General features: G+C 58.5%; 17 protein-coding genes and 1 other RNA gene. 13 read left to right on the plus strand and 5 right to left on the minus strand.

The genetic code is table 11. From position 1 onward, the window contains the following. Positions 1 to 62 precede the first annotated feature (62 nt). Positions 63 to 1,820 carry a DNA polymerase III subunit gamma/tau gene (locus JAO82_RS10580; RefSeq protein ID WP_198686354.1) on the minus strand — a complete coding sequence of 586 codons (1,758 nt, stop codon included), beginning with the start codon at positions 1,818 to 1,820 and terminating at the stop codon, positions 63 to 65. Between the two features lie 154 nt (positions 1,821 to 1,974). Between JAO82_RS10580 and ypfJ the strand changes: the two genes are divergently transcribed. Next, the gene (gene ypfJ, locus JAO82_RS10585) at positions 1,975 to 2,805 is read left to right on the plus strand and encodes a KPN_02809 family neutral zinc metallopeptidase (RefSeq protein WP_198686355.1); all 831 of its coding nucleotides are present in this window, start codon (positions 1,975 to 1,977) and stop codon (positions 2,803 to 2,805) included. A 113-nt stretch (positions 2,806 to 2,918) separates the two neighbouring features. On the opposite strand, the gene ffs is transcribed toward ypfJ, so the two are convergent. Continuing rightward, positions 2,919 to 3,017: signal recognition particle sRNA small type (ffs, locus tag JAO82_RS10590), an RNA gene on the minus strand. Between the two features lie 184 nt (positions 3,018 to 3,201). Here ffs and nudC point away from each other — a divergent pair. Further along, a complete protein-coding gene (nudC, locus tag JAO82_RS10595) occupies positions 3,202 to 4,185 on the plus strand; it encodes an NAD(+) diphosphatase (protein ID WP_198686356.1) in 984 nt (327 codons plus the stop codon). A gap of 38 nt (positions 4,186 to 4,223) precedes the next feature. After that, entirely contained in the window at positions 4,224 to 4,691 is a 468-nt protein-coding gene (locus tag JAO82_RS10600; protein WP_198686357.1) for an SRPBCC family protein, read from the plus strand. Between the two features lie 6 nt (positions 4,692 to 4,697). On the opposite strand, the gene JAO82_RS10605 is transcribed toward JAO82_RS10600, so the two are convergent. Next, positions 4,698 to 5,531, minus strand: a complete 834-nt coding sequence (locus JAO82_RS10605) for a prephenate dehydratase (protein ID WP_198686358.1) — start codon at positions 5,529 to 5,531, stop codon at positions 4,698 to 4,700. Positions 5,532 to 5,650: 119 nt separating this feature from the next. Here JAO82_RS10605 and JAO82_RS14470 point away from each other — a divergent pair, with 119 nt between their 5' ends. The 5 genes from JAO82_RS14470 to JAO82_RS10630 all read left to right on the plus strand — a co-directional run bounded on the left by JAO82_RS14470 (position 5,651) and on the right by JAO82_RS10630 (position 12,609). Beyond that, positions 5,651 to 6,595: a c-type cytochrome gene (locus JAO82_RS14470; RefSeq protein ID WP_198686359.1), complete on the plus strand. Its 945-nt coding sequence runs from the start codon at positions 5,651 to 5,653 to the stop codon at positions 6,593 to 6,595. 238 nt (positions 6,596 to 6,833) lie between these two features. Next, positions 6,834 to 8,735, plus strand: a complete 1,902-nt coding sequence (locus JAO82_RS10615) for an extracellular solute-binding protein (RefSeq protein WP_198686360.1) — start codon at positions 6,834 to 6,836, stop codon at positions 8,733 to 8,735. 3 nt (positions 8,736 to 8,738) lie between these two features. Beyond that, positions 8,739 to 9,824 (plus strand): microcin C ABC transporter permease YejB, encoded by a 1,086-nt coding sequence (locus JAO82_RS10620; RefSeq protein WP_198686361.1) that lies wholly within the window; start codon positions 8,739 to 8,741, stop codon positions 9,822 to 9,824. A 26-nt stretch (positions 9,825 to 9,850) separates the two neighbouring features. Beyond that, on the plus strand, positions 9,851 to 11,032 hold the full coding sequence (locus tag JAO82_RS10625) for an ABC transporter permease (RefSeq protein ID WP_198686413.1): 1,182 nt from the start codon (positions 9,851 to 9,853) through the stop codon (positions 11,030 to 11,032). Continuing rightward, positions 11,029 to 12,609, plus strand: coding sequence for an ABC transporter ATP-binding protein (locus JAO82_RS10630; protein WP_198686362.1), 1,581 nt, complete (start codon positions 11,029 to 11,031; stop codon positions 12,607 to 12,609). The genes JAO82_RS10625 and JAO82_RS10630 overlap by 4 nt, the downstream gene beginning before the upstream one ends. 51 nt (positions 12,610 to 12,660) lie before the next feature. On the opposite strand, the gene JAO82_RS10635 is transcribed toward JAO82_RS10630, so the two are convergent. Then, positions 12,661 to 13,500 carry a universal stress protein gene (locus JAO82_RS10635; RefSeq protein WP_198686363.1) on the minus strand — a complete coding sequence of 280 codons (840 nt, stop codon included), beginning with the start codon at positions 13,498 to 13,500 and terminating at the stop codon, positions 12,661 to 12,663. 209 nt (positions 13,501 to 13,709) lie between these two features. Between JAO82_RS10635 and ccoN the strand changes: the two genes are divergently transcribed. From ccoN to ccoP, 4 genes are read left to right on the plus strand one after another with little or no spacing between them, the layout of a single operon-like run. Continuing rightward, positions 13,710 to 15,314, plus strand: coding sequence for a cytochrome-c oxidase, cbb3-type subunit I (ccoN, locus tag JAO82_RS10640; RefSeq protein ID WP_198686364.1), 1,605 nt, complete (start codon positions 13,710 to 13,712; stop codon positions 15,312 to 15,314). A 14-nt stretch (positions 15,315 to 15,328) separates the two neighbouring features. Then, positions 15,329 to 16,102, plus strand: coding sequence for a cytochrome-c oxidase, cbb3-type subunit II (ccoO, locus tag JAO82_RS10645; protein ID WP_198686365.1), 774 nt, complete (start codon positions 15,329 to 15,331; stop codon positions 16,100 to 16,102). A gap of 8 nt (positions 16,103 to 16,110) precedes the next feature. After that, on the plus strand, positions 16,111 to 16,335 hold the full coding sequence (locus tag JAO82_RS10650) for a CcoQ/FixQ family Cbb3-type cytochrome c oxidase assembly chaperone (RefSeq protein ID WP_198686366.1): 225 nt from the start codon (positions 16,111 to 16,113) through the stop codon (positions 16,333 to 16,335). Then, positions 16,332 to 17,186 (plus strand): cytochrome-c oxidase, cbb3-type subunit III, encoded by an 855-nt coding sequence (ccoP, locus tag JAO82_RS10655; protein WP_198686367.1) that lies wholly within the window; start codon positions 16,332 to 16,334, stop codon positions 17,184 to 17,186. The genes JAO82_RS10650 and ccoP overlap by 4 nt, the downstream gene beginning before the upstream one ends. A gap of 63 nt (positions 17,187 to 17,249) precedes the next feature. Here the strand turns inward: ccoP and JAO82_RS10660 are convergent, their stop codons facing one another. Next, positions 17,250 to 17,951 (minus strand): DUF2270 domain-containing protein, encoded by a 702-nt coding sequence (locus JAO82_RS10660; protein WP_198686368.1) that lies wholly within the window; start codon positions 17,949 to 17,951, stop codon positions 17,250 to 17,252. 236 nt (positions 17,952 to 18,187) lie between these two features. On the opposite strand from JAO82_RS10660, the gene ccoG reads away from it, so the two are divergent. Then, positions 18,188 to 19,618 carry a cytochrome c oxidase accessory protein CcoG gene (gene ccoG / locus JAO82_RS10665; RefSeq protein ID WP_198686369.1) on the plus strand — a complete coding sequence of 477 codons (1,431 nt, stop codon included), beginning with the start codon at positions 18,188 to 18,190 and terminating at the stop codon, positions 19,616 to 19,618.

The following is a 19,618-nucleotide window of genomic DNA, read 5'->3' on the forward strand; positions in this document are numbered from 1 at the left end:
CTCCTCGGTTTTGGGTTGTCTGACAGATACGTGCGAAGGGTGGCGCTCACAAGGGGCGCAGTTCATTCATCCTCGAACGGATCCCATTCGTCTTCGACCTCGGGCAGGGCCTCATCCATCACGCTGGCGGCAATCTCTTCCTGCGTGCGGATATCGGTGATGTGCGCCTTGGGAAAACACGCCATCACCGCCTGCACCATCGGGTGGGCGCTGGCCTGTTCGCGCAATTCATTTTCGGCTGCATCACGGGTTTCGGCAATGGTCGGTGCGCCGCCCGAGGACACCACGCTGATTGCCCATCGGTTGCCGGTCCAGCGTTGCAACGCGCTGCCCAGGCGCTGCGCCAGATCACCGGGCGCATCCTCGGTGGGGCAGAATTCGATCCGCCCGGGTTGGTAGCTGACAAGACGCAGCCCGGTTTCGACCTCGACCAAAAGTTTCACGTCGCGCTGGGCGCGGATCAGTTCGATGACGTGATCGAAGGATGGATAACGCGCAAGGCTGGCATCCAACGCTGGCGCGGGCTGTGCAGCGGTAGTTCCCTGATAGCTGCTGATGGTGCCATTTGTCTGAGCCATCTGGGTCGTCGCCCCGGCCGGGCCGCCACGGGGTAGCTGGCCGCCCCCGCCGCCGCCATCGGGGGGTGGCGGCGGGTTGTCCTGCAATTGCTGGATCAGCCTGTCAGGGGTGGGCATGTCGGCCACATGCGTCAGGCGAATCACGGCCATTTCCGCCGCCATCATTGCATTGGGCGCGGCGGCGACCTCTTCCAGTGCCCGCAGCAACATCTGCCACATCCGTGCCAAAACGCGCAGCGGCAGATCCTGTGCCATCTGCACCCCGCGCGCGCGTTCGTCCGGCGAGATTGTCGGATCATCGGCGGCGTCGGGCGTGATTTTGACCACGCTGATCCAATGACTGATTTCGGCGAGATCGCGCAGCACGGCCAGCGGGTCGGCCCCTTCGGCGTATTGGGCGGACAGTTCGGCTAACGCCCCCGCTGCATCGCCGCGCAGAATCATGTCGAACAGGTCAAGCACACGGCCCCGGTCGGCCAGACCCAGCATCGCGCGGATGTTTTCCGCAGTGGTTTCACCCGCACCATGCGAAATCGCCTGATCCAATAGCGATGTGGCATCTCGCGCTGACCCCTCGGCGGCGCGGGTGATCAGCGCCAGCGCATCAACGGTGATCTGCGCGCCCTCGGCATCCGCGATCCGGCGCAGCAGGGCGATCATGTCCTCGGGTTCGATCCGACGCAGGTCAAAGCGCTGGCAGCGGCTGAGCACCGTCACCGGTACCTTGCGAATCTCGGTGGTGGCAAAGATGAATTTCACATGCGCAGGCGGCTCTTCCAGCGTCTTGAGCAGCGCATTGAAGGCCGAGGTGCTGAGCATATGCACTTCGTCGATGATGAATATCTTGTAACGCGCACTGGCGGCGCGGTAACTCACTGTTTCGATGATCGCGTCGCGAATGTTCTGGACGCCGGTATGCGAGGCGGCATCCATCTCTTGCACATCGACATGGCGCCCTTCCATGATCGCCACGCAATGCTCGCATCCTCCGCAAGGTGTAATCGTCGGCCCGCCAGTGCCGTCGGGTCCGATACAGTTCATTCCCTTGGCGATAATCCGCGCCGTCGTCGTCTTGCCGGTGCCGCGGATGCCGGTCATGATGAATGCTTGCGCGATGCGGTCTGCTTGAAACGCGTTTTTCAGCGTCCGCACCATTGCATCCTGCCCGACCAGATCGGCAAATGTCTCGGGGCGGTATTTGCGCGCCAGTACCTGATAGGCGGGGGCAGGGGTCTCTGTCATGTTGGTCCTGTCGGATTCGTGGCAAGGTCGCAGGGTAAGGCGGCGGGGGGCCAACGTCCAGCAGCTCGGAAAAGCAGTTGCTGGATAATCTGTGAGAGGCGGGAACCGATAGGGCCCTGCGCGGTTTCCTCCTACAGGCGGGAGGCATCACGACATGAAACTGTGCAACATACGGGGCAGCCGCAATGTTGAAGATCGCCGTGGGCGTTCCAGCCTGGGTCGTGCAGGCGGCATTGGTGGGGTCGGGTTGCTGGTGGTTTTGGCGATCGGATATTTCACCGGCGTTGATGTGACGCCGTTATTGACGGAACCACAAAGCGACAGCCGCAGCGCCTATGTGCCGACCGAGGCCGAACAGCACGCCGCCGAATTCGCGAGCCGCGTGTTGGCGACAACAGAAGATGTCTGGACAGATGTGTTCCTTAATCAATTGGATGCGCCCTATCGCCCGCCGGTTCTGGTCTTGTTTTCCGAAGTCACGCAGAGCCCTTGTGGCGGGGCATCAGGGGCCAGCGGCCCGTTTTATTGTCCTGCCGATCAAAAGGCATATCTCGACCTGTCGTTTTTCACGACGCTCGAGCGCGAATTGGGCGCGCAGGGCGATTTCGCCAGTGCCTACGTGATCGCGCATGAGGTTGCCCATCACGTGCAGAACGAAATCGGGATACTAGAGCAGGTCGATGCGGTGCGCCGCCAATCGGGGGAGGCACAGGCAAACGCGTTAACCGTGCGGTTGGAGTTGCAGGCAGATTGTCTCTCCGGCCTATGGGCCAGCCAAGTGCATGGGCTGATGGAGCGTGGTGATCTGGAGGAGGCGCTAAATGCGGCGCGCAAGATCGGCGACGATCATCTTCAACGCCGTGCTGGTCGGGTGCCACAGCCGCATACATTCACCCACGGCACGTCAGAACAGCGCGCCAACTGGTTCCAGCGCGGCTTTGATGCGAAAAGCATCGCTGCGTGTGATACGTTTGAACAGGGGTAGGGCGAACGTACCCAGAGCTGCGGTTACTATTCAAGCTTTTGGGCTTTTCGGCACGGTTTATTTGAAAACACAGCGGCCACTTACGCGTTCAAATCGCAATGCGATCTGAACGAAAGTGAGAGGCTGGACAACGACCCAAGCGGGGCTCGTTACGGCTGCTTCCTTCCGGACCTGACCGGGTTGGCGAGGCGCCTGCCCGCGCCAACCTCTCACCCTCCACATAGGCGATGGAAAGAGGATTCGCAAGCGCCCCGCGCACCCGCGCCCATCTTAGCAGCCGAAGTTTAAGTAGACATCGCGACACCTGTCGCGCGCTTCTCAATTCAAACCGGTGGCGATAGATTTGCGGGGGGCGCGGCATGCCATTCAGTGAATCAGCGCGATAGGGGGCGAGCGATGAAAGATGCGGAGCGGGTGACGTTTGGCGGTTCCGGTCTGAACCGAGCGGCGCATCTCCGCGACGATGCGCAGGCGCTGGCGCGAATGCACCGCGATCCAGAGGCGCTTTGTGTTCTGCTTTGGCGGGGCAAGCCATTGTTCAAAGGCGATGCGCGCGATCGGCTGGCGTTGCTGCCATTTGATCATCCGGTTTTATTGGCAAGACATGGGGGAATTATTGATCGGCCCATTTTGCTGGGGGTCGAGGAGGGCGGCGCTCCTATTTTTGCCCAGGACATTTCCGAGTGGGAGCCGGACGCGTTGGATCATGACGCCATGGACCGGTTTCACGATTGTACCGAGCAATTGCACCCGGCTTTGCCCGAAACCCATGTTTTCGCTGAGCTGCGGCGCCTCATGGCTGGTCTTTCGCCCCGCGATGCGGAATTGGCCGCCGCCGCAAGGGCGATAATCGGCTGGCATGACACGCACCGGTTCTGCGCACGTTGTGGGCAGCCAAGCGAGATAAGTCATGCCGGATGGCAACGGAACTGCCTTACCTGCCGCGGGCATCATTTTCCGCGTACCGATCCGGTAGTGATCATGCTGATTACCTATGGTAATTCAGTGCTGATGGGGCGCTCACATGGCTGGCCTGAAGGCATGTATTCGTTACTGGCCGGTTTTGTCGAACCCGGCGAAACGCTTGAGGCGGCAGTCCGGCGGGAAGTGATGGAGGAAACCGCCGTGCCGGTGGGGCGGGTCAGCTATCTGGCGAGCCAGCCCTGGCCATTTCCAGCGTCTCTGATGATTGGATGCTACGGTGAGGCATTGGCGCGCGAAATCACCATCGATCCGGTCGAAATAGAACAGGCAATGTGGGTCAGCCGCGACGACATGATGCAGATTTTTTCCGGCGATCACCCCGATATCAGGCCCGCGCGCAAGGGGGCGATCGCGCACTTTCTGTTGGAGAGCTGGCTTGCCGACAGGCTTGATTAGATTACAAGCTGCTTAACACACCAAAGCGGGATCGAACGATGAGATTTTCCAGCAGAGAAGATATCGATGCCTCGGTAAATCGGGTGTTTAGGATGCTAGCAGATTTCGAAACCTACGAAAGATTTGCCATGCGCCGAGGGATCGAGGTGTGCCGCGTCGATCCCGCCGCACCGGAAGGTGTCGGGCTTGCCTGGGACGTGCGTTACCACTTGCGGGGCAGGGACCGTGATGCGCGGCTGGATCTGGTCGAATGCGATCCGCTGGATGGCTTGCGGGTAATCTCGACATCGGAGGGCGTCGACGCGACAATGCAGATCAATCTTCTGGCACTGTCGCGGCGGCGCACACGGATGGCAGTCTCGCTGAAGCTTGTCCCCACGACATTTTCGGCGCGTGTCTTTGTGCAATCACTAAAAGTTGCAAAAAGCAGTTTGAGCAAACGATTCAAGCTGAAGGTGGCGGAATATGCCAAGTCCACCGAGGATCAGTTGATGCGCGTGAGGTGACGGGGGTCAGAAGCGTCCGGGATCGGCCGGATAGACGCCAAGAATCTCGATGTTCGTGGTGAAATAATCCAGTTCGTCCATTGCCAGTTGCACATTGGCATCGTCGGGGTGGCCTTCGATATCGGCATAGAACTGGGTTGCGGTGAATGATCCGCCAACCATATAGCTTTCCAGCTTGGTCATGTTGACGCCATTGGTCGCGAATCCGCCCATGGCCTTGTAAAGCGCGGCGGGGATATTGCGCACTTCAAAAACGAAGCTGGTGATCATTCCATGCGCGCCGCGCCGTGACGTATCGGCGCTGGGCGACATGACCAGAAACCGCGTGGTGTTGTTGGAATTGTCCTCGATATGTTCGGCCAAAACGTCCAGCCCATAGATGTCACCGGCGAGCGGACTGGCCAGCGCGGCCAGGTTTGCATCTCTTTTTTGCGAGACATGCTGCGCCGAGCCGGCAGTGTCGGCCCCAATAATACGGTGTATGCTGTGACGTGCGAGAAAGTCTTTGCACTGGCCCAGCAGAACCGTGTGGCTCATCGCATGGGTGATGCCGCTTAAAGCCGCGCCGGGCACGCCAAGCAGGTTGATATGCACCCGCAGGAACGATTCATCCACGATATGCAGGCCTGATTGCGGCAGCAACGTGTGGATGTCGGCAACCCGCCCATAGGTTGAGTTCTCCACCGGTAGCATCGCCAGATCGGCCTGCCCGGATTTCACCGCGTCGATGGCATCCTCGAAGGTGCGGCACGGCAGCGCCTCCATGTCGGGGCGGGCGTTGCGGCAGGCCTGATGGCTGTAGGCGCCGGGTTCACCCTGAAAGGCGATACGGTTTGTCATGGTCGGTTTCCGTGCAACAGATTGGGATTAGAGTGTATAGTCTCGCTGTCTATATCTTGCCTAAGGCGAGGGGAAGGCTTAGACAGCGTCCGAAACAGATCAACAGGACACGCGACCTTATGGATACGATGACCTTGACCAAAGCGGCCGGTGGCTTCCTCTGCGCCTTGCTGGTGTTTCTTCTGGGTAAATGGGCAGCAGATTCACTATACCACGTCGAAAGCGCCGGTGCAGCGGCCTATGTGATCGATGCGGGGGAGGAAGAAGTTGTCGATGCAGGTGAGGAAGTCTCCTTTGCCGAAGTGATGGCCAGCGCTGATGCCGACAAGGGGGCAAATGTCTTCAAGAAGTGCGCTGCCTGTCACAAGCTGGACAAAGGCGCGAACAGCGCTGGTCCCTATCTCTATGGCGTTGTGGGTCGCGAAGTCGCCTCGGCCGACGGATTTGGCTATTCGGACGCAATGGCCAGCCATGGCGGAGAGTGGACACCTGAGCTTCTGGACGAGTTTCTGACCAAACCCAGTGCCGCTATCCCCGGTACATCAATGAGCTTTGCCGGTTTGAACAAAGAGTCTGACCGCGTAAACTTGATTGCTTTTTTGAACGAAAATTCGGACGCGCCCTACAAGATTGAGGCTCCCGTCAGCGAAGCGCCTGAAGCAACGCCAACCGAGGACGTGAGCGAAGAGACGGGCACGAGCGACGAGGCTGCCGTACAGGACGCAGCCCCCGCAGCCGCCAGCGGGATGCTGGCCAGCGCCGATTTGAAGAAAGGCGAGCGGGCCTTCAAAAAATGCGCCGCCTGCCACAAGCTGGAAGAAGGCCGGAACGGCGTCGGCCCCTATCTTAACGGCGTGGTCGGACGCCCGGTGGCGAGCGCCGAGGGCTTTAATTATTCGGGAGCGATGAAGGAATACGGCGGTGATTGGACGCCCGAGCGGCTGGACGAGTTTTTGACCAAGCCCCGCGATGTCGTTCCCGGTACCTCGATGAGCTTCGCCGGTCTTGCCAAGGAAGACGAGCGCATCAACGTGATTGGCTATCTGGACAGCCTGAGCAACTGATTTTGGGAAGTAGGAAGTAGTATGCAAGGGGGCGTTGCGCAGGGCAGCGCCCCCTTGTTGCATTCATGGCATGGATGAACAGTCGGGAGTTGGGGCTTTGCCCCAAACCCCAGAGTATTGCACACCAGAAAGATGCGTTCACGGTTTTGTACCTTGAACCTAGGAGGGCTGGACCAGGGGCTTGTATCGGCACTAGAAGTGGACACAGCATTGCTCAGCCAACCGGAGGAAGTCCTTGATGATCCCTGTCCGTCACGCCACCATCGGGCTATCGTATTATTTCTGCCGGATCCTGGCGGTGCTGGGTTTGGCAATGTTGACAGTGCTGGGGGCATCGGCCGCGTTCGCACAAGAAGAGGTCATCAAGAGCCACGGCTTTTCCGAGTTTGGTAATCTGAAATATCCGGAGGGGTTTGCGCATTTCGATTATGTGAACCCGCAGGCCCCAAAGGGCGGGGAACTGTCCTATGCTGCGCAAGGCACATTCGACAGTTTCAATCCCTATACGCGCCAAGGGCGCGCCGGTTTGCGCTCGGGGGAGCAGTATGAATCGCTGCTGGTGCCATCCTATGACGAGCCGGCCTCTTACTACGGGCTGGTTGCCGAGAGCCTGGAATATCCCGAAAGTCAAGATTGGGTGATCTTCAATCTGCGGCCCGAGGCGCGGTTTTCTGACGGGACACCGATCACCGCTGATGATGTGGTGTTCTCGCATGAGATCCTGCTGGATCAGGGCCTGCAATCCTATGCCGAGGCGGTGCGAAAGCGCATTCCCAAGGCCGAGGCGCTGGGCCCGCATCGCGTGAAGTTCTATTTCGCCTCAGACATTCCGCGCCGGGCGCTGATCACGCAAGTCGGCGGCACACCGATCTTTTCCAAGGCGTGGTTCGAGGCCGATCCCGAAAACCGGCGTCTGGACAAACCGCGAATGCAGCCCGGGATCGGTTCTGCCCCCTATATACTGGATGTTTATGATATAAACCGCCGGATCGTCTACAAACGCAATCCTGATTATTGGGGGAATGATCTCAATGTGAATGTCGGGCGGCACAATTACGACAGCATCCGGATCGAATATTTCAGCGATTCCATCGCCGCGATGGAGGCGTTCAAAGCCGCTGAATACACCTTCCGGCAGGAGAACAACTCGAAGAGCTGGGCGACAGCCTATGATTTCCCGGCGGTCCAGCAGGGCCACGTCGCGAAGAAAGAACTGGCAGATGGCAATGTGCCAAATGCCGCTGGCTTCATCATGAATATGGACCGGCCGCAATTTCAGGACCCGCAGGTGCGCGAAGCGGTGCAACTGGCCTTCAACTTTGAGTGGACCAACGAGAGCCTGCAATACGGGCTGTTCCAGCAACGGCATTCCTTTTGGGAGGGCACGCCGCTTGAGGCGAGGGGCGTACCTGAAGGGCGGGAGCTGGAGATATTGCAAGCGCTGGGCGACAAGATCGACCCTGCGATTTTGACCAGCGAACCGGTGAGCGCCCATGCCAGCGCGGCCGACCGACAGAACGATCGTCGCAACATGCGCCGCGCGATGAAGTTGTTGGACCAAGCGGGCTGGCCGGTCGGCAAGGACGGTTTGCGGCGCAATGACAAGGGGCAGACCTTGCGGATCGAATTCCTTTCGGACGATCCGGTATTGGACCGGATCGCGGTGCCGTTTGTCGACAATCTGCGCGCGATGGGAATCGATGCGCGCTATAACCGGATTGATGATGCGCAATACACCCTGCGCCGGCGTGAGCGGGATTTCGACATAATTTCAGGGGTCTATCAGTCGTCACTGCAGCCCTCCACCGGGCTTTACCAGCAATTCGGCACCGAGGCGGCGGCATTTTCGGTATTCAACCCTTCCGGGGTTCATGGCCCGGCCATTGAGGCGCTGATCGACAACATCGTTGCGGCAACAGATGGCGAGGAACTGACCGCAAACGTGCGTGCGCTCGACCGGATATTGCGCGACCGCCGGTTCATGGTGCCGACTTGGTATCTGGGCAAATATCTGGTCGCCTATTGGGATATGTATGAACAGCCCGATCCCTTGCCGCCATACGCATTGGGCGTTGAGGATCTGTGGTGGATCGATGCGGAAAAAGCGGCGGCGTTGCGGGCGGCTGGGGCGGTGCGCTGATTCATGGGAGCCTATATCGCCCGACGCCTGCTGCTGATCATTCCGACGCTGCTGGGCATCATGATCATCAATTTCACGCTGGTACAGTTCGTGCCGGGCGGACCGATCGAACAAGTCATCGCCCGGATGGAGGGCGGCGGCGATGTGTTCGAGGGCTTTGCCGGCGGTGGGGCCGATGTGGCGACACAGGCGGGCGGAGCGAGCGAACGCTATATCGGTGCGCGCGGACTGCCGCCAGAATTCATCGCCGAGCTTGAGCGCGAGTTCGGGTTCGACAAACCGCCGCTGGAGCGGTTCCTCAACATGTTGTGGAACTATATGCGGCTGGATTTTGGCACCAGCTATTTCCGCTCGATCAGCGTGATTGATCTTGTGCTGGAAAAAATGCCGGTTTCGATCAGTCTCGGCCTGTGGTCGACGGTCATCGCCTATCTGGTGTCGATTCCGCTAGGGATCCGTAAGGCGGTCAAGGATGGCAGCAGGTTTGACACCTGGACCAGTGCAACGATCATCGTGGCCTATGCAATTCCGGGTTTCCTATTTGCGATCCTGTTGCTGGTGCTGTTTGCGGGCGGCTCATACTGGCAGATATTTCCGCTGCGGGGGCTGACCAGCGATAACTGGTCGGAGCTAAGCCTGATGGGCAAAGTCGCAGATTATTTCTGGCATATCACCCTGCCGGTTCTGGCCAGCACGATTTCGGCCTTTGCCACATTGACGTTATTGACCAAGAACAGTTTTCTGGACGAGATCAAGAAACATTATGTCATGACCGCCCGGGCGAAAGGGCTGTCGGAGCGTAATGTGCTGTATGGTCACGTCTTTCGAAACGCGATGTTGATCGTGATCGCGGGATTTCCGGCGGTCTTCATCGGGATCTTCTTCTCCGGTTCGATCATTATCGAAACCATTTTCTCGTTGGACGGGTTGGGCCGGTTGGGATTCGAAGCGGCAGTCGCGCGGGACTACCCGGTGATCTTCGGAACGCTGTTTATCTTCGGGTTGATGAGCCTGATCGTGGGGATAATCTCGGATATCATGTATGTGCTGGTGGATCCGCGTATCGATTTTGAGAAACGCGAGGGTTGAGGCGAATGGCTCGAAACGTTCCGCCGATGGCATCTGATCAGCGCCCGGGACCGGCAGGGCGGGCAAGCGAGACCGGCGATAGGCCAATCGCGCCGGGGGGGCGGTTTCTGTCGCCGCTGAACGCACGGCGCTGGCGCAATTTCCGGCGCAACCGGCGGGCGTTCTGGTCGCTCTGGATCTTCACACTTCTGTTCGGACTATCGCTGTTCGCGGAGTTCATCGCCAATGATAAGCCGATCTTGGTTCAATATCGGGGCAGTTATTACGTTCCGATTTTCAAGTTCTATCCCGAAACCGAATTTGGCGGCGACTTCAAGACGGAGGCGATCTATCGCGATCCCGAAGTGCAGTGCCTGATCGAATCCGGGGGGCTCGACGCGTGTTTTGACGACCCGGAAGGGATCATAGAACAGGCGGCCAACGGGGCGGTGGATGGCGAAGAGATCGAGCAGGGCTGGACCATCTGGCCGCCGATTCCATATTCCTTCCGCACGACGGTGGACCGACCGGGGGCTGCGCCCCTGCCGCCGAACGGGCAAAACCTGTTGGGCACGGATGATACCAAACGCGACGTGTTGGCGCGCGTGATCTATGGGTTTCGCCTATCGATCCTGTTCACGCTGATGGTGACAGGCGCGGCGAGTTTAATCGGGATTGTGGCGGGGGCTGTGCAGGGCTTTTTCGGCGGCTGGCTGGACCTGATCTTCCAGCGGCTGATCGAGATCTGGCAGGCGACACCATCACTTTACGTTATCATCATCATGTTCGCGATTTTAGGGCGCAGTTTTTGGCTGCTGGTGTTTCTGCTCGTGCTGTTTTCCTGGACCTCGCTGGTTGGGGTGGTGCGGGCCGAGTTCCTGCGTGCGCGCAATCTGGAGTATGTGCGCGCCGCCAGGGCGCTGGGCGTCAGTAATATGACGATCATGTTCCGCCATATGTTACCCAATGCGATGGTCGCGACGCTGACCATGTTGCCGTTTATCGTCACCGGGACGATTTCAGCGCTGGCCAGCCTCGATTTTCTGGGCTTCGGCCTGCCGTCCTCGGCGCCCTCATTAGGTGAATTGACGCTTCAGGCAAAACAGAACCTTCAGGCGCCCTGGCTGGCCTTCACTGCGTTTTTTACCTTTGCGATAATGCTGTCGCTGTTGGTCTTCATTTTCGAGGGCATCCGCGACGCGTTCGATCCGAGAAAGACCTTTTCATGACGCCTATTTTGCAGGTCGAAAACCTGAGCGTTTCGTTTCATCAGGATGGAACAACCACGCAAGCTGTTCGGGATGTGTCGTTTTCGCTTTCGCGCGGGGAAACTGTGGCGCTGGTGGGCGAAAGCGGCTCGGGCAAGTCGGTCACGGCATTATCCGTAGTTTCCCTGTTGGGCGATGCAGCGCGGGTCAGCGGTTCGGTGATCTATGAGAACCAGCAGATGATCGGGGCCGACGCCAAATTGCTGCGCAAGGTGCGCGGCAACGATATCAGCTTTATCTTCCAAGAGCCGATGACCTCATTGAACCCGTTGCACACCATTGAAAAACAGCTTCTGGAATCGCTGGCGCTGCATCAGGGGATTGCGGGTGAAAAAGCGCGCACGCGAATATTGGATCTGCTGCACCGGGTCGGCATCCGCGACCCCGAAGAGCGACTTGACGCCTATCCACATCAGTTGAGCGGCGGGCAGCGCCAGAGGGTGATGATCGCCATGGCACTGGCCAACAAGCCAGACGTCTTGATCGCGGATGAGCCGACGACCGCGCTGGATGTGACAATCCAGGCGCAAATTCTCGAATTGCTGGCCGAGTTGAAGGAGCAGGAAAATCTCGGGCTGCTGTTTATCACGCATGATCTAGGGATCGTGCGCCGCATCGCGGACCGGGTCTGTGTGATGAAAGACGGGCAAATTGTCGAATCGGGGCCGACCGCCGACCTCTTTGCCAGCCCGCAGCATCCTTATACCCGAAAGTTGCTGGCTGCTGAACCTGCCGGGCATCCTGATGCGGTCAATAAGAATGCGCCCGAGATCGTGCGCGCCGATAACTTGAAAGTGTGGTTTCCGATCCAGCGCGGATTTTTAAAGCGCACCGTCGGCCACGTGAAAGCGGTTAACAACGCGAGCATTTCCGTGCGCGCGGGGGAAACCTTGGGCATTGTCGGCGAAAGCGGGTCGGGCAAGACAACGCTGGCGCTGGCGCTCATGCGGCTGATCGCTTCCGAAGGTGGTATCACTTTCGCTGGGCAGGATGTGCGCAAATGGTCCACGCGGCAATTGCGGCGACGGCGCGGTGAGATGCAGATCGTGTTTCAAGACCCGTTCGGCAGCCTGTCGCCGCGGATGACCTGCGAGCAGGTCATTGCCGAAGGGCTGACAATCCATAAGGTCGATCCTCACCGTAACCGGCGCGATCTGGTGGCCGAGGCGATGGTGGAGACAGGGCTGGAGCCGGCGATGATGCACCGCTATCCGCACGAGTTTTCAGGCGGTCAGCGCCAGCGAATTGCGATTGCACGGGCGATGGTTCTGCGGCCCCGGCTGCTGGTGCTGGATGAACCGACCAGCGCACTGGACATGACGGTGCAAGTGCAGATCGTGGAACTGTTGCGCAATCTGCAGCGCAAATATCAGCTGGCCTATCTATTCATCAGCCATGATTTGCGGGTGGTGCGGGCGATGTCACATAAGATGGTTGTGATGAAACAGGGCGATATCGTCGAATCCGGTAGCGCGGACGATCTATTTGACAATCCACAGACGGAATATACCACCAGCCTGATCGCGGCGGCCGGTTAGCTCAGCCACCAGCATTCCCAGTGGGGGTGCTGGCTGGCTACGGAAAGGTAATCAACGCGCCATGAAGACGGGCACATCCGATTTTTCCAGCATGTTGCGCGTCGCGCCGCCCAAAATTGCCTCGCGAAAGCGTGAGTGGCCATAGGCCCCCATTACGATCATGTCTGATGCAGTATCCATCGCGTGACGGTTCAGCACGTCGGAAACGCGGTTCATCGTCTTGCTGAGAACGTCAATTTCGCATTTGACGCCGTGGCGGGTCAGCATCTGTGACAGCATTCCGCCCGGATCCGAGCGTTCGGGGCCGTGGGAAGGCGGGTCAATTATTACGATGCGCACCAATTCGGCCGCCGTGAGAAAGGGCAGGGCGCGGCGGATGGCGGTCATCGCTTCAACGCTTTCGTTCCAGGCGACCAGAATATTTTCGGGCTTGCCCTTGGCGACCCCCTCGTCAGGGACCACCAAGACCGGCGCATCGCCCTCGAACAAGGCGGCCTCGACTATGGCTTCGACCTCGCCACCGCGATTCTCGCCATAGGGGCGCGGCAGCACAACCAAATCAGTAAAGCGGGCGCGATGGGCCACGTGGCGGTTGAGGTCTGCGATCTGGGCCACGCCCTCGTCAGCGGACCAGCGCACAGCCGACTGCCCCATCACGTCCTTGACATGGTTCAAAACGTCACCGGCCTCGGCGCGGGCGCGGTTCAGTGTTTCCTGAATGATTACGGCGTTGGCGCCAGCATAGTAATATCCGGTCTGGGTACGATCGACGCCCAGACACAAGACCGCAGCATGGGCATCCTGCGCTGTGGCCAGTGCAATGATATGTTCCAGCGGTGCCTTGGCGATACTGCTATCAGTCAGAACAGTCAGCAGAGTTTTATAAGCCATTTCGGACCTCTTGGCTCTTAAGGTGCGGTTGATTGTCTCGCTCCTTAACTCAGCGGTCAACCCGTGTTGTCGTTATCGATCGCGTGACCTAATACACCGTCGATTATCTTGATGCAGGTAAAAGCGGGCTTTCCGCCCTCCCTGCATGGAGCAAACAGTCAAAAGATCCGGTGCGACACATCGCACGGGAGACGACAGAGGGACGTAGAATGTCGAATTACATCAAGCTTGTCGCGCTTGGTCTGATCACGCTGTTTGCGATGATCGCGATCAACCATGCGCGCGACACGGCTTATCTGGTGCATGCCATCATCGTGATGCTGACAGCAGGTGGGCTATTTCTATACACCTTGCGACAAACCGATGAGCCGGCCAATCCACAGCTCCAAGACGAATACCTTGACGGCGTTGTCCGTGCGGGCGTCGTTGCCACTGCTTTCTGGGGTGTCATCGGATTTCTGGTTGGCACGTTCATCGCTTTCCAATTGGCGTTTCCCGGCCTCAACTTCGATTGGTTGAACGGGCATGGAAACTTTGGTCGCCTGCGTCCCCTGCATACGTCGGCAGTGATCTTTGCCTTTGGCGGAAACGGATTGATTGCCACATCTTTTTATGTGGTTCAGCGCACCAGTGCGGCGCGGCTGTGGGGCGGTAACCTCGCCTGGTTCGTGTTCTGGGGTTATCAGCTGTTCATCGTGCTGGCCGCGACAGGTTATGTGTTTGGTGCCACCCAGTCGCGCGAATATGCTGAACCTGAATGGCATGTTGACCTGTGGCTGTTGATCGTGTGGATGGCCTATCTGGCGGTGTTCTTGGGCACGATCATCAAGCGCAAAGAGCCGCATATCTACGTTGCCAACTGGTTCTATCTGTCGTTCATCGTCACCGTGGCAATGTTGCATGTGGTCAACAACATGGCAGTGCCGGTTTCGATCTTCGGCTCGCGCTCGATCTCGCTGTTTTCGGGCGTTCAGGATGCCATGACGCAATGGTGGTACGGACATAACGCCGTCGGTTTTCTCCTGACTGCCGGCTTCCTTGGCATGATGTATTATTTCATCCCGAAACAGGCCGAACGTCCGGTGTACAGTTATAAGCTGTCGATCATCCACTTCTGGGCGCTGATCTTCCTCTATATCTGGGCCGGACCGCACCATCTGCATTATACCGCGCTGCCCGACTGGGCTACGACTCTGGGCATGGTGTTCTCGATCGTGTTGTGGATGCCCAGCTGGGGCGGCATGATCAACGGGCTGATGACGCTTTCGGGCGCGTGGGACAAACTGCGCACCGACCCGGTGATCCGGATGATGGTGATCGCGGTCGGGTTCTACGGCATGGCAACTTTCGAGGGGCCGATGATGTCGATCCGCGCGGTCAATGCGCTGTCGCATTATACCGACTGGACCATCGGGCATGTCCACTCCGGCGCGCTGGGTTGGAACGGCATGATCACATTTGGCGCATTGTACTTCCTTGTACCTGTGCTGTGGAAACGTGAGCGCCTGTATTCCCTGACACTGGTGTCTTGGCATTTCTGGTTGGCCACGATCGGCATCGTTCTTTACGCGGCGTCGATGTGGGTGACCGGTATTATGGAGGGTCTGATGTGGCGCGAAGTTGACGCCAACGGTTTCCTTGTGAATTCGTTCGCCGACACGGTATCGGCCAAATTCCCGATGTATGTGGTCCGCGGTCTGGGCGGGGTGCTCTACCTGATGGGCGGCATCATCATGTGCTACAACCTGTGGATGACTGTGCGGCGGGCACCGGCCAAAGAGGCCAGCCTCGCCACCCCGGTCCTGGCTGAATAAGGAGGGCCCGGAACATGAGTACTGAACAGAAGTCGCCAAAGCCCGCTTCCGCTCGGAAACGCTTTTCGATCATCGACAAGCACCGCATCATCGAGACCAACGCGACGCTGCTGCTGATCTTCAGCTTTCTGGTCGTGACGATCGGTGGCTTGGTGCAGATTACGCCGCTGTTCTATCTTGAGAACACCATCGAAAAGGTTGAGGGCATGCGCCCCTATACGCCGCTGGAACTGACTGGGCGCGAGATCTATGTGCGCGAGGGCTGCTATACCTGTCACAGCCAAATGATCCGCCCGATGCGCGACGAGGTGGAGCGCTATGGCCATTATTCTCTGGCCGCCGAGTCAATGTACGACCATCCATTCCAGTGGGGGTCCAAGCGGACAGGGCCGGATCTGGCGCGCGTTGGCGGACGCTATTCGGATGAATGGCACCTCGATCACTTGCGCGATCCGCAATCGGTCGTGCCGGAATCAATCATGCCGAAATATGCTTTCCTGGAACGGCGTATGATCGAGCCCACATATATCGTCGATCTGTTGAAGGCACAGCGCGCGGTTGGAGTGCCGTATACCGATGAAATGATCGAACATGCGGCCGCCGATTTCATGGCGCAAGCGGATCCCGATAGCGACTATGGCGGATTGCAAGAGCGCTATCCGAACACACAGGTCCGCAATTTCGATGGGGCACCGGGCGTCTCCGAGATGGACGCGATGATTGCCTATCTTCAAATGCTCGGCACATTGGTTGATTTCTCGACCTTCACGCCGGATGCCAGCCGCTAGGGAACATCATGAATCCAGACACGGAAACATATTCCGTCCTGCGTCAATTCGCTGACAGCTGGATGTTGTTGCTGTTGTTCGTCTTTTTCGTCGGTGTTGTTTTCTGGGTGTTCCGCCCGGGCAGCAAAAAGACCTATGACGACACGGCCAACATCCCGTTTCGGCACGAAGACAAACCCTCTGACGCTACGACGGACGAGGGCGAGAACTCCGAGGAGGAGGGGAAAAAATGAGTAACAAGCAAAAGGGCGATCCCGAAACGACCGGCCACAGCTGGGATGGTATCGAGGAATTCAATAACCCGATGCCGCGTTGGTGGTTGTGGACCTTTTACGCGACGATTATTTGGGCGATCGGCTACTCTATCGCCTATCCGGCCTGGCCGATGGTAAACCGCGCGACGGAAGGTGTGCTGGGCTGGTCCACGCGCGGAGAGGTTGCCAAAGAAATCGCTGCGGTGAACGAGGCCAACGAGGCGATCAACGCGCGGCTGGAATCCTCCGAGCTGAGCGATATTTCCAGCGATCCCGACCTTAATAACTATGCCGTCCAGGCCGGGGGCGCGGTGTTCCGGACCTGGTGTGCACAGTGTCACGGCTCGGGCGCGGCGGGGGCACCAGGATATCCCAACCTGCTCGACGACGACTGGCTGTGGGGCGGCGATATCGAGTCGATCTATACAACGGTTCGCCACGGCATACGCAACGAAGAAGACCCTGATGCGCGCTGGTCACAAATGCCTTCCTTTGGCGAATTCCTCGACAAAGAGGAGATCGAGCAGGTGGTCAATTATGTGATGTCGTTGACCGGAACACCGCAGGATCCGTCACAGGTCGATGCAGGTCGGGAGGTGTACATGGACAATTGCGCTGCGTGTCACATGGAGGACGCCACCGGAGATCGGATGCAGGGTGCGCCCAATCTTGGCAATGCAATCTGGCTCTATGGTGGAGATTACGACACGCTGATGGAGACCGTGACTTACAGCCGCTTTGGCGTCATGCCGTCGTGGGAAGAGCGTTTGACCGAAGCGCAAATTCGGGCTGTTTCGACCTATGTCCACCAATTGGGCGGCGGCGAATAGATCCACGACGCTGCAATACCTCATCGGCCCCGGACCCAACGCAGGTTCGGGGCCGTTTGCATCTCAGCCCATCCCGCTACCGCTACGACGTGACCGAGCGCGCGCGGCATCGGTCCGAACGCTCCAGATCGAAATTCCGATCCAGCTTGCGACATAGAATGTGCCAATTGCCAAGACGAGCAGACCGGGGATTGGCCCTATATCGGCACGATTTACGACCTGTTGCAGGCTTTCGACCGGACTGGGATGCACCACGAGTTTGCCGATATAGGCCACCGTCTGGATCAATAGTATCCACAGGTAATTGCGCCGGATACGTCGCCCTACGGCTGTCATGAAATCCACATGATAGGTTGGCTTCTCATAGTCGCGTGCCAGTGTCTTTTGCCAGTTCTCTTCCAGTTGCAGATCGCCGTCATGCAAAAGCGGTGCATAGAAGTGCGTTTCGATCCATCTTGCGCGGGCGCGCCAGACATTGAAGTACCGGTAGCGCCTGGCCTCCAGCATCAGAAAAAGAATGATCAAAATCCCTACAAGGATAAGGGGCAAGGGGGAGGCGTTGGGCGATGCGAACGAGATCGAAAGCGCGATACCCAGCGTGACGACTGCCCAATTGGTTGTGGTGTCCAGCCGGGTGCGCCAAATCGTGCTGCGATAGACCTCGCCGCGATACAGATGCGAGACAGCGCCGATTTCGGCAGCGCTTAGGGCCTTGCGGTTTGGCTTCGGGTCCGAAATGGTTTTTCCCCTTGTCCTTAAACCCATTATGGACGCGGATCTGATTTCGGTCAAAGCCGAGTTTCCAAGCAAAACCCGCAACCCTGCCTACGGCATGCGACCCTTCGTCCACCCCCCCGGTCATGGCCTTGCACCCGACGCATAAAGGGTCAATTTAAGCCCAACGACAAACATGCTTGCCCGATGTGCTGTTGACCCAGATCAATGCTTGAACGGGTTGGCTCTGTGACAAGGCCGGACGACGGCCTTAATGGAGTGAGTCCTTGAGCGATTCCGATACCGCCCCTTCGCTGTATTCAGCGCAGGAACCGATATTTCCGCGACGCGTAGCGGGGCCATTTCGCAACCTGAAATGGGTCATCCTCGTGGTGACGCTGGGCATTTACTACATCACACCTTGGCTCCGCTGGGACCGTGGCCCAAGTCTTCCGGATCAGGCGGTTTTGCTGGATCTGGCCAATCGCCGGTTCTATTTCTTCTGGGTCGAGATCTGGCCCCACGAGTTCTATTTTGTCGCCGGATTGTTGATCATGGCGGGTCTGGGATTGTTCCTCTTTACCTCGGCATGGGGGCGCGTGTGGTGCGGGTATACTTGCCCGCAAACTGTCTGGACCGACCTTTTCATTTTGGTCGAACGCTGGATCGAGGGTGACCGCAACGCGCGGCTGCGCCTGCATCGTCAAGAAAAATGGGATTTCCGCAAATTCCGGCTGCGCATGGCCAAATGGACCAGTTGGTTACTGATCGCCGTGGCCACCGGCGGGGCTTGGGTATTCTATTTCACCGACGCGCCGACGCTTCTGGTCGATCTGTTCACGCTGAACGCCCATCCGATCGCTTATACCACTATCGCGATTCTCACGGCGACGACTTTCATTTTTGGCGGCTTCGCGCGAGAACAGATCTGTATCTATGCCTGCCCATGGCCGCGCATTCAGGCCGCGATGATGGATGAGGATACGCTGGTCGTGGCCTATCGCGAATGGCGCGGTGAACCCCGCAAACATTCCGATGAGGTTGCGGCGGGAGCTGAACAAGGCGATTGCATTGATTGCATGGCTTGCGTCAATGTTTGCCCGATGGGCATCGATATCCGCGACGGCCAGCAACTCGAATGCATCACCTGCGCACTATGTATTGACGCCTGTGACGACGTCATGGAGCGGATCGGCAAACCGCGCGGCTTGATCGATTATATGGCGCTGTCAGACGAAGGCCGTGAACGTGCCGGTGCTAAGCCCCGGCCGGTCTGGAAAATCCTCCTTCGGCCGCGCACCGTGATGTATACGGTCTTGTGGTCGCTGGTCGGCTTTGGCCTGCTGTTCGCGCTGTATATTCGACCGCATATCGAGATGAGCGTCGCGCCGATCCGCAATCCGACCTTTGTCACCATGTCTGATGGTACGATCCGCAACACCTATGATGTCCGGCTGCTGAACAAGAACGGCGATGCCCGCCCGTTTGAATTGACGGTCTCGGGTGATCCTGCCTTCGCGATCCATCTTGAGGGCGTGCCCAAGAATATCGTTGAGGTTCCTGCAGACACGGCACTTCTGCAGCGTGTATATGTGGTTGCGCCACCGGGAACCGGCCCCGCCGAGACCAGCCGCACCGAAGTGCAGTTCCGGGTCGAAGATCTGAGCAATGGGGAACACGCCGAGAAGGCCAGCACGTTTAACGGGAAAGGCAACTGA

This window comes from Pontibaca salina, assembly GCF_016307205.1.
GTDB lineage: Bacteria > Pseudomonadota > Alphaproteobacteria > Rhodobacterales > Rhodobacteraceae > Pontibaca > Pontibaca salina.

What these genes read in the sequence shown, in the direction of transcription:
- nudC (WP_198686356.1), top strand. Translation starts at nt 3,202, where the DNA reads ATGAAAGATGCGGAGCGGGTGACGTTTGGCGGTTCCGGTCTGAACCGA.
- ccoP (WP_198686367.1), top strand. Translation starts at nt 16,332, where the DNA reads ATGAGTAACAAGCAAAAGGGCGATCCCGAAACGACCGGCCACAGCTGG.
- JAO82_RS10630 (WP_198686362.1), top strand. Translation starts at nt 11,029, where the DNA reads ATGACGCCTATTTTGCAGGTCGAAAACCTGAGCGTTTCGTTTCATCAG.
- ypfJ (WP_198686355.1), top strand. Translation starts at nt 1,975, where the DNA reads ATGAAACTGTGCAACATACGGGGCAGCCGCAATGTTGAAGATCGCCGT.
- JAO82_RS10635 (WP_198686363.1), bottom strand. Translation starts at nt 13,500, where the DNA reads ATGGCTTATAAAACTCTGCTGACTGTTCTGACTGATAGCAGTATCGCC.
- JAO82_RS10605 (WP_198686358.1), bottom strand. Translation starts at nt 5,531, where the DNA reads ATGACAAACCGTATCGCCTTTCAGGGTGAACCCGGCGCCTACAGCCAT.
- ccoO (WP_198686365.1), top strand. Translation starts at nt 15,329, where the DNA reads ATGAGTACTGAACAGAAGTCGCCAAAGCCCGCTTCCGCTCGGAAACGC.
- ccoN (WP_198686364.1), top strand. Translation starts at nt 13,710, where the DNA reads ATGTCGAATTACATCAAGCTTGTCGCGCTTGGTCTGATCACGCTGTTT.
- JAO82_RS10660 (WP_198686368.1), bottom strand. Translation starts at nt 17,951, where the DNA reads ATGGGTTTAAGGACAAGGGGAAAAACCATTTCGGACCCGAAGCCAAAC.
- JAO82_RS10625 (WP_198686413.1), top strand. Translation starts at nt 9,851, where the DNA reads ATGGCATCTGATCAGCGCCCGGGACCGGCAGGGCGGGCAAGCGAGACC.
- JAO82_RS10600 (WP_198686357.1), top strand. Translation starts at nt 4,224, where the DNA reads ATGAGATTTTCCAGCAGAGAAGATATCGATGCCTCGGTAAATCGGGTG.
- JAO82_RS10650 (WP_198686366.1), top strand. Translation starts at nt 16,111, where the DNA reads ATGAATCCAGACACGGAAACATATTCCGTCCTGCGTCAATTCGCTGAC.
- JAO82_RS10580 (WP_198686354.1), bottom strand. Translation starts at nt 1,820, where the DNA reads ATGACAGAGACCCCTGCCCCCGCCTATCAGGTACTGGCGCGCAAATAC.
- JAO82_RS10615 (WP_198686360.1), top strand. Translation starts at nt 6,834, where the DNA reads ATGATCCCTGTCCGTCACGCCACCATCGGGCTATCGTATTATTTCTGC.
- JAO82_RS14470 (WP_198686359.1), top strand. Translation starts at nt 5,651, where the DNA reads ATGGATACGATGACCTTGACCAAAGCGGCCGGTGGCTTCCTCTGCGCC.
- JAO82_RS10620 (WP_198686361.1), top strand. Translation starts at nt 8,739, where the DNA reads ATGGGAGCCTATATCGCCCGACGCCTGCTGCTGATCATTCCGACGCTG.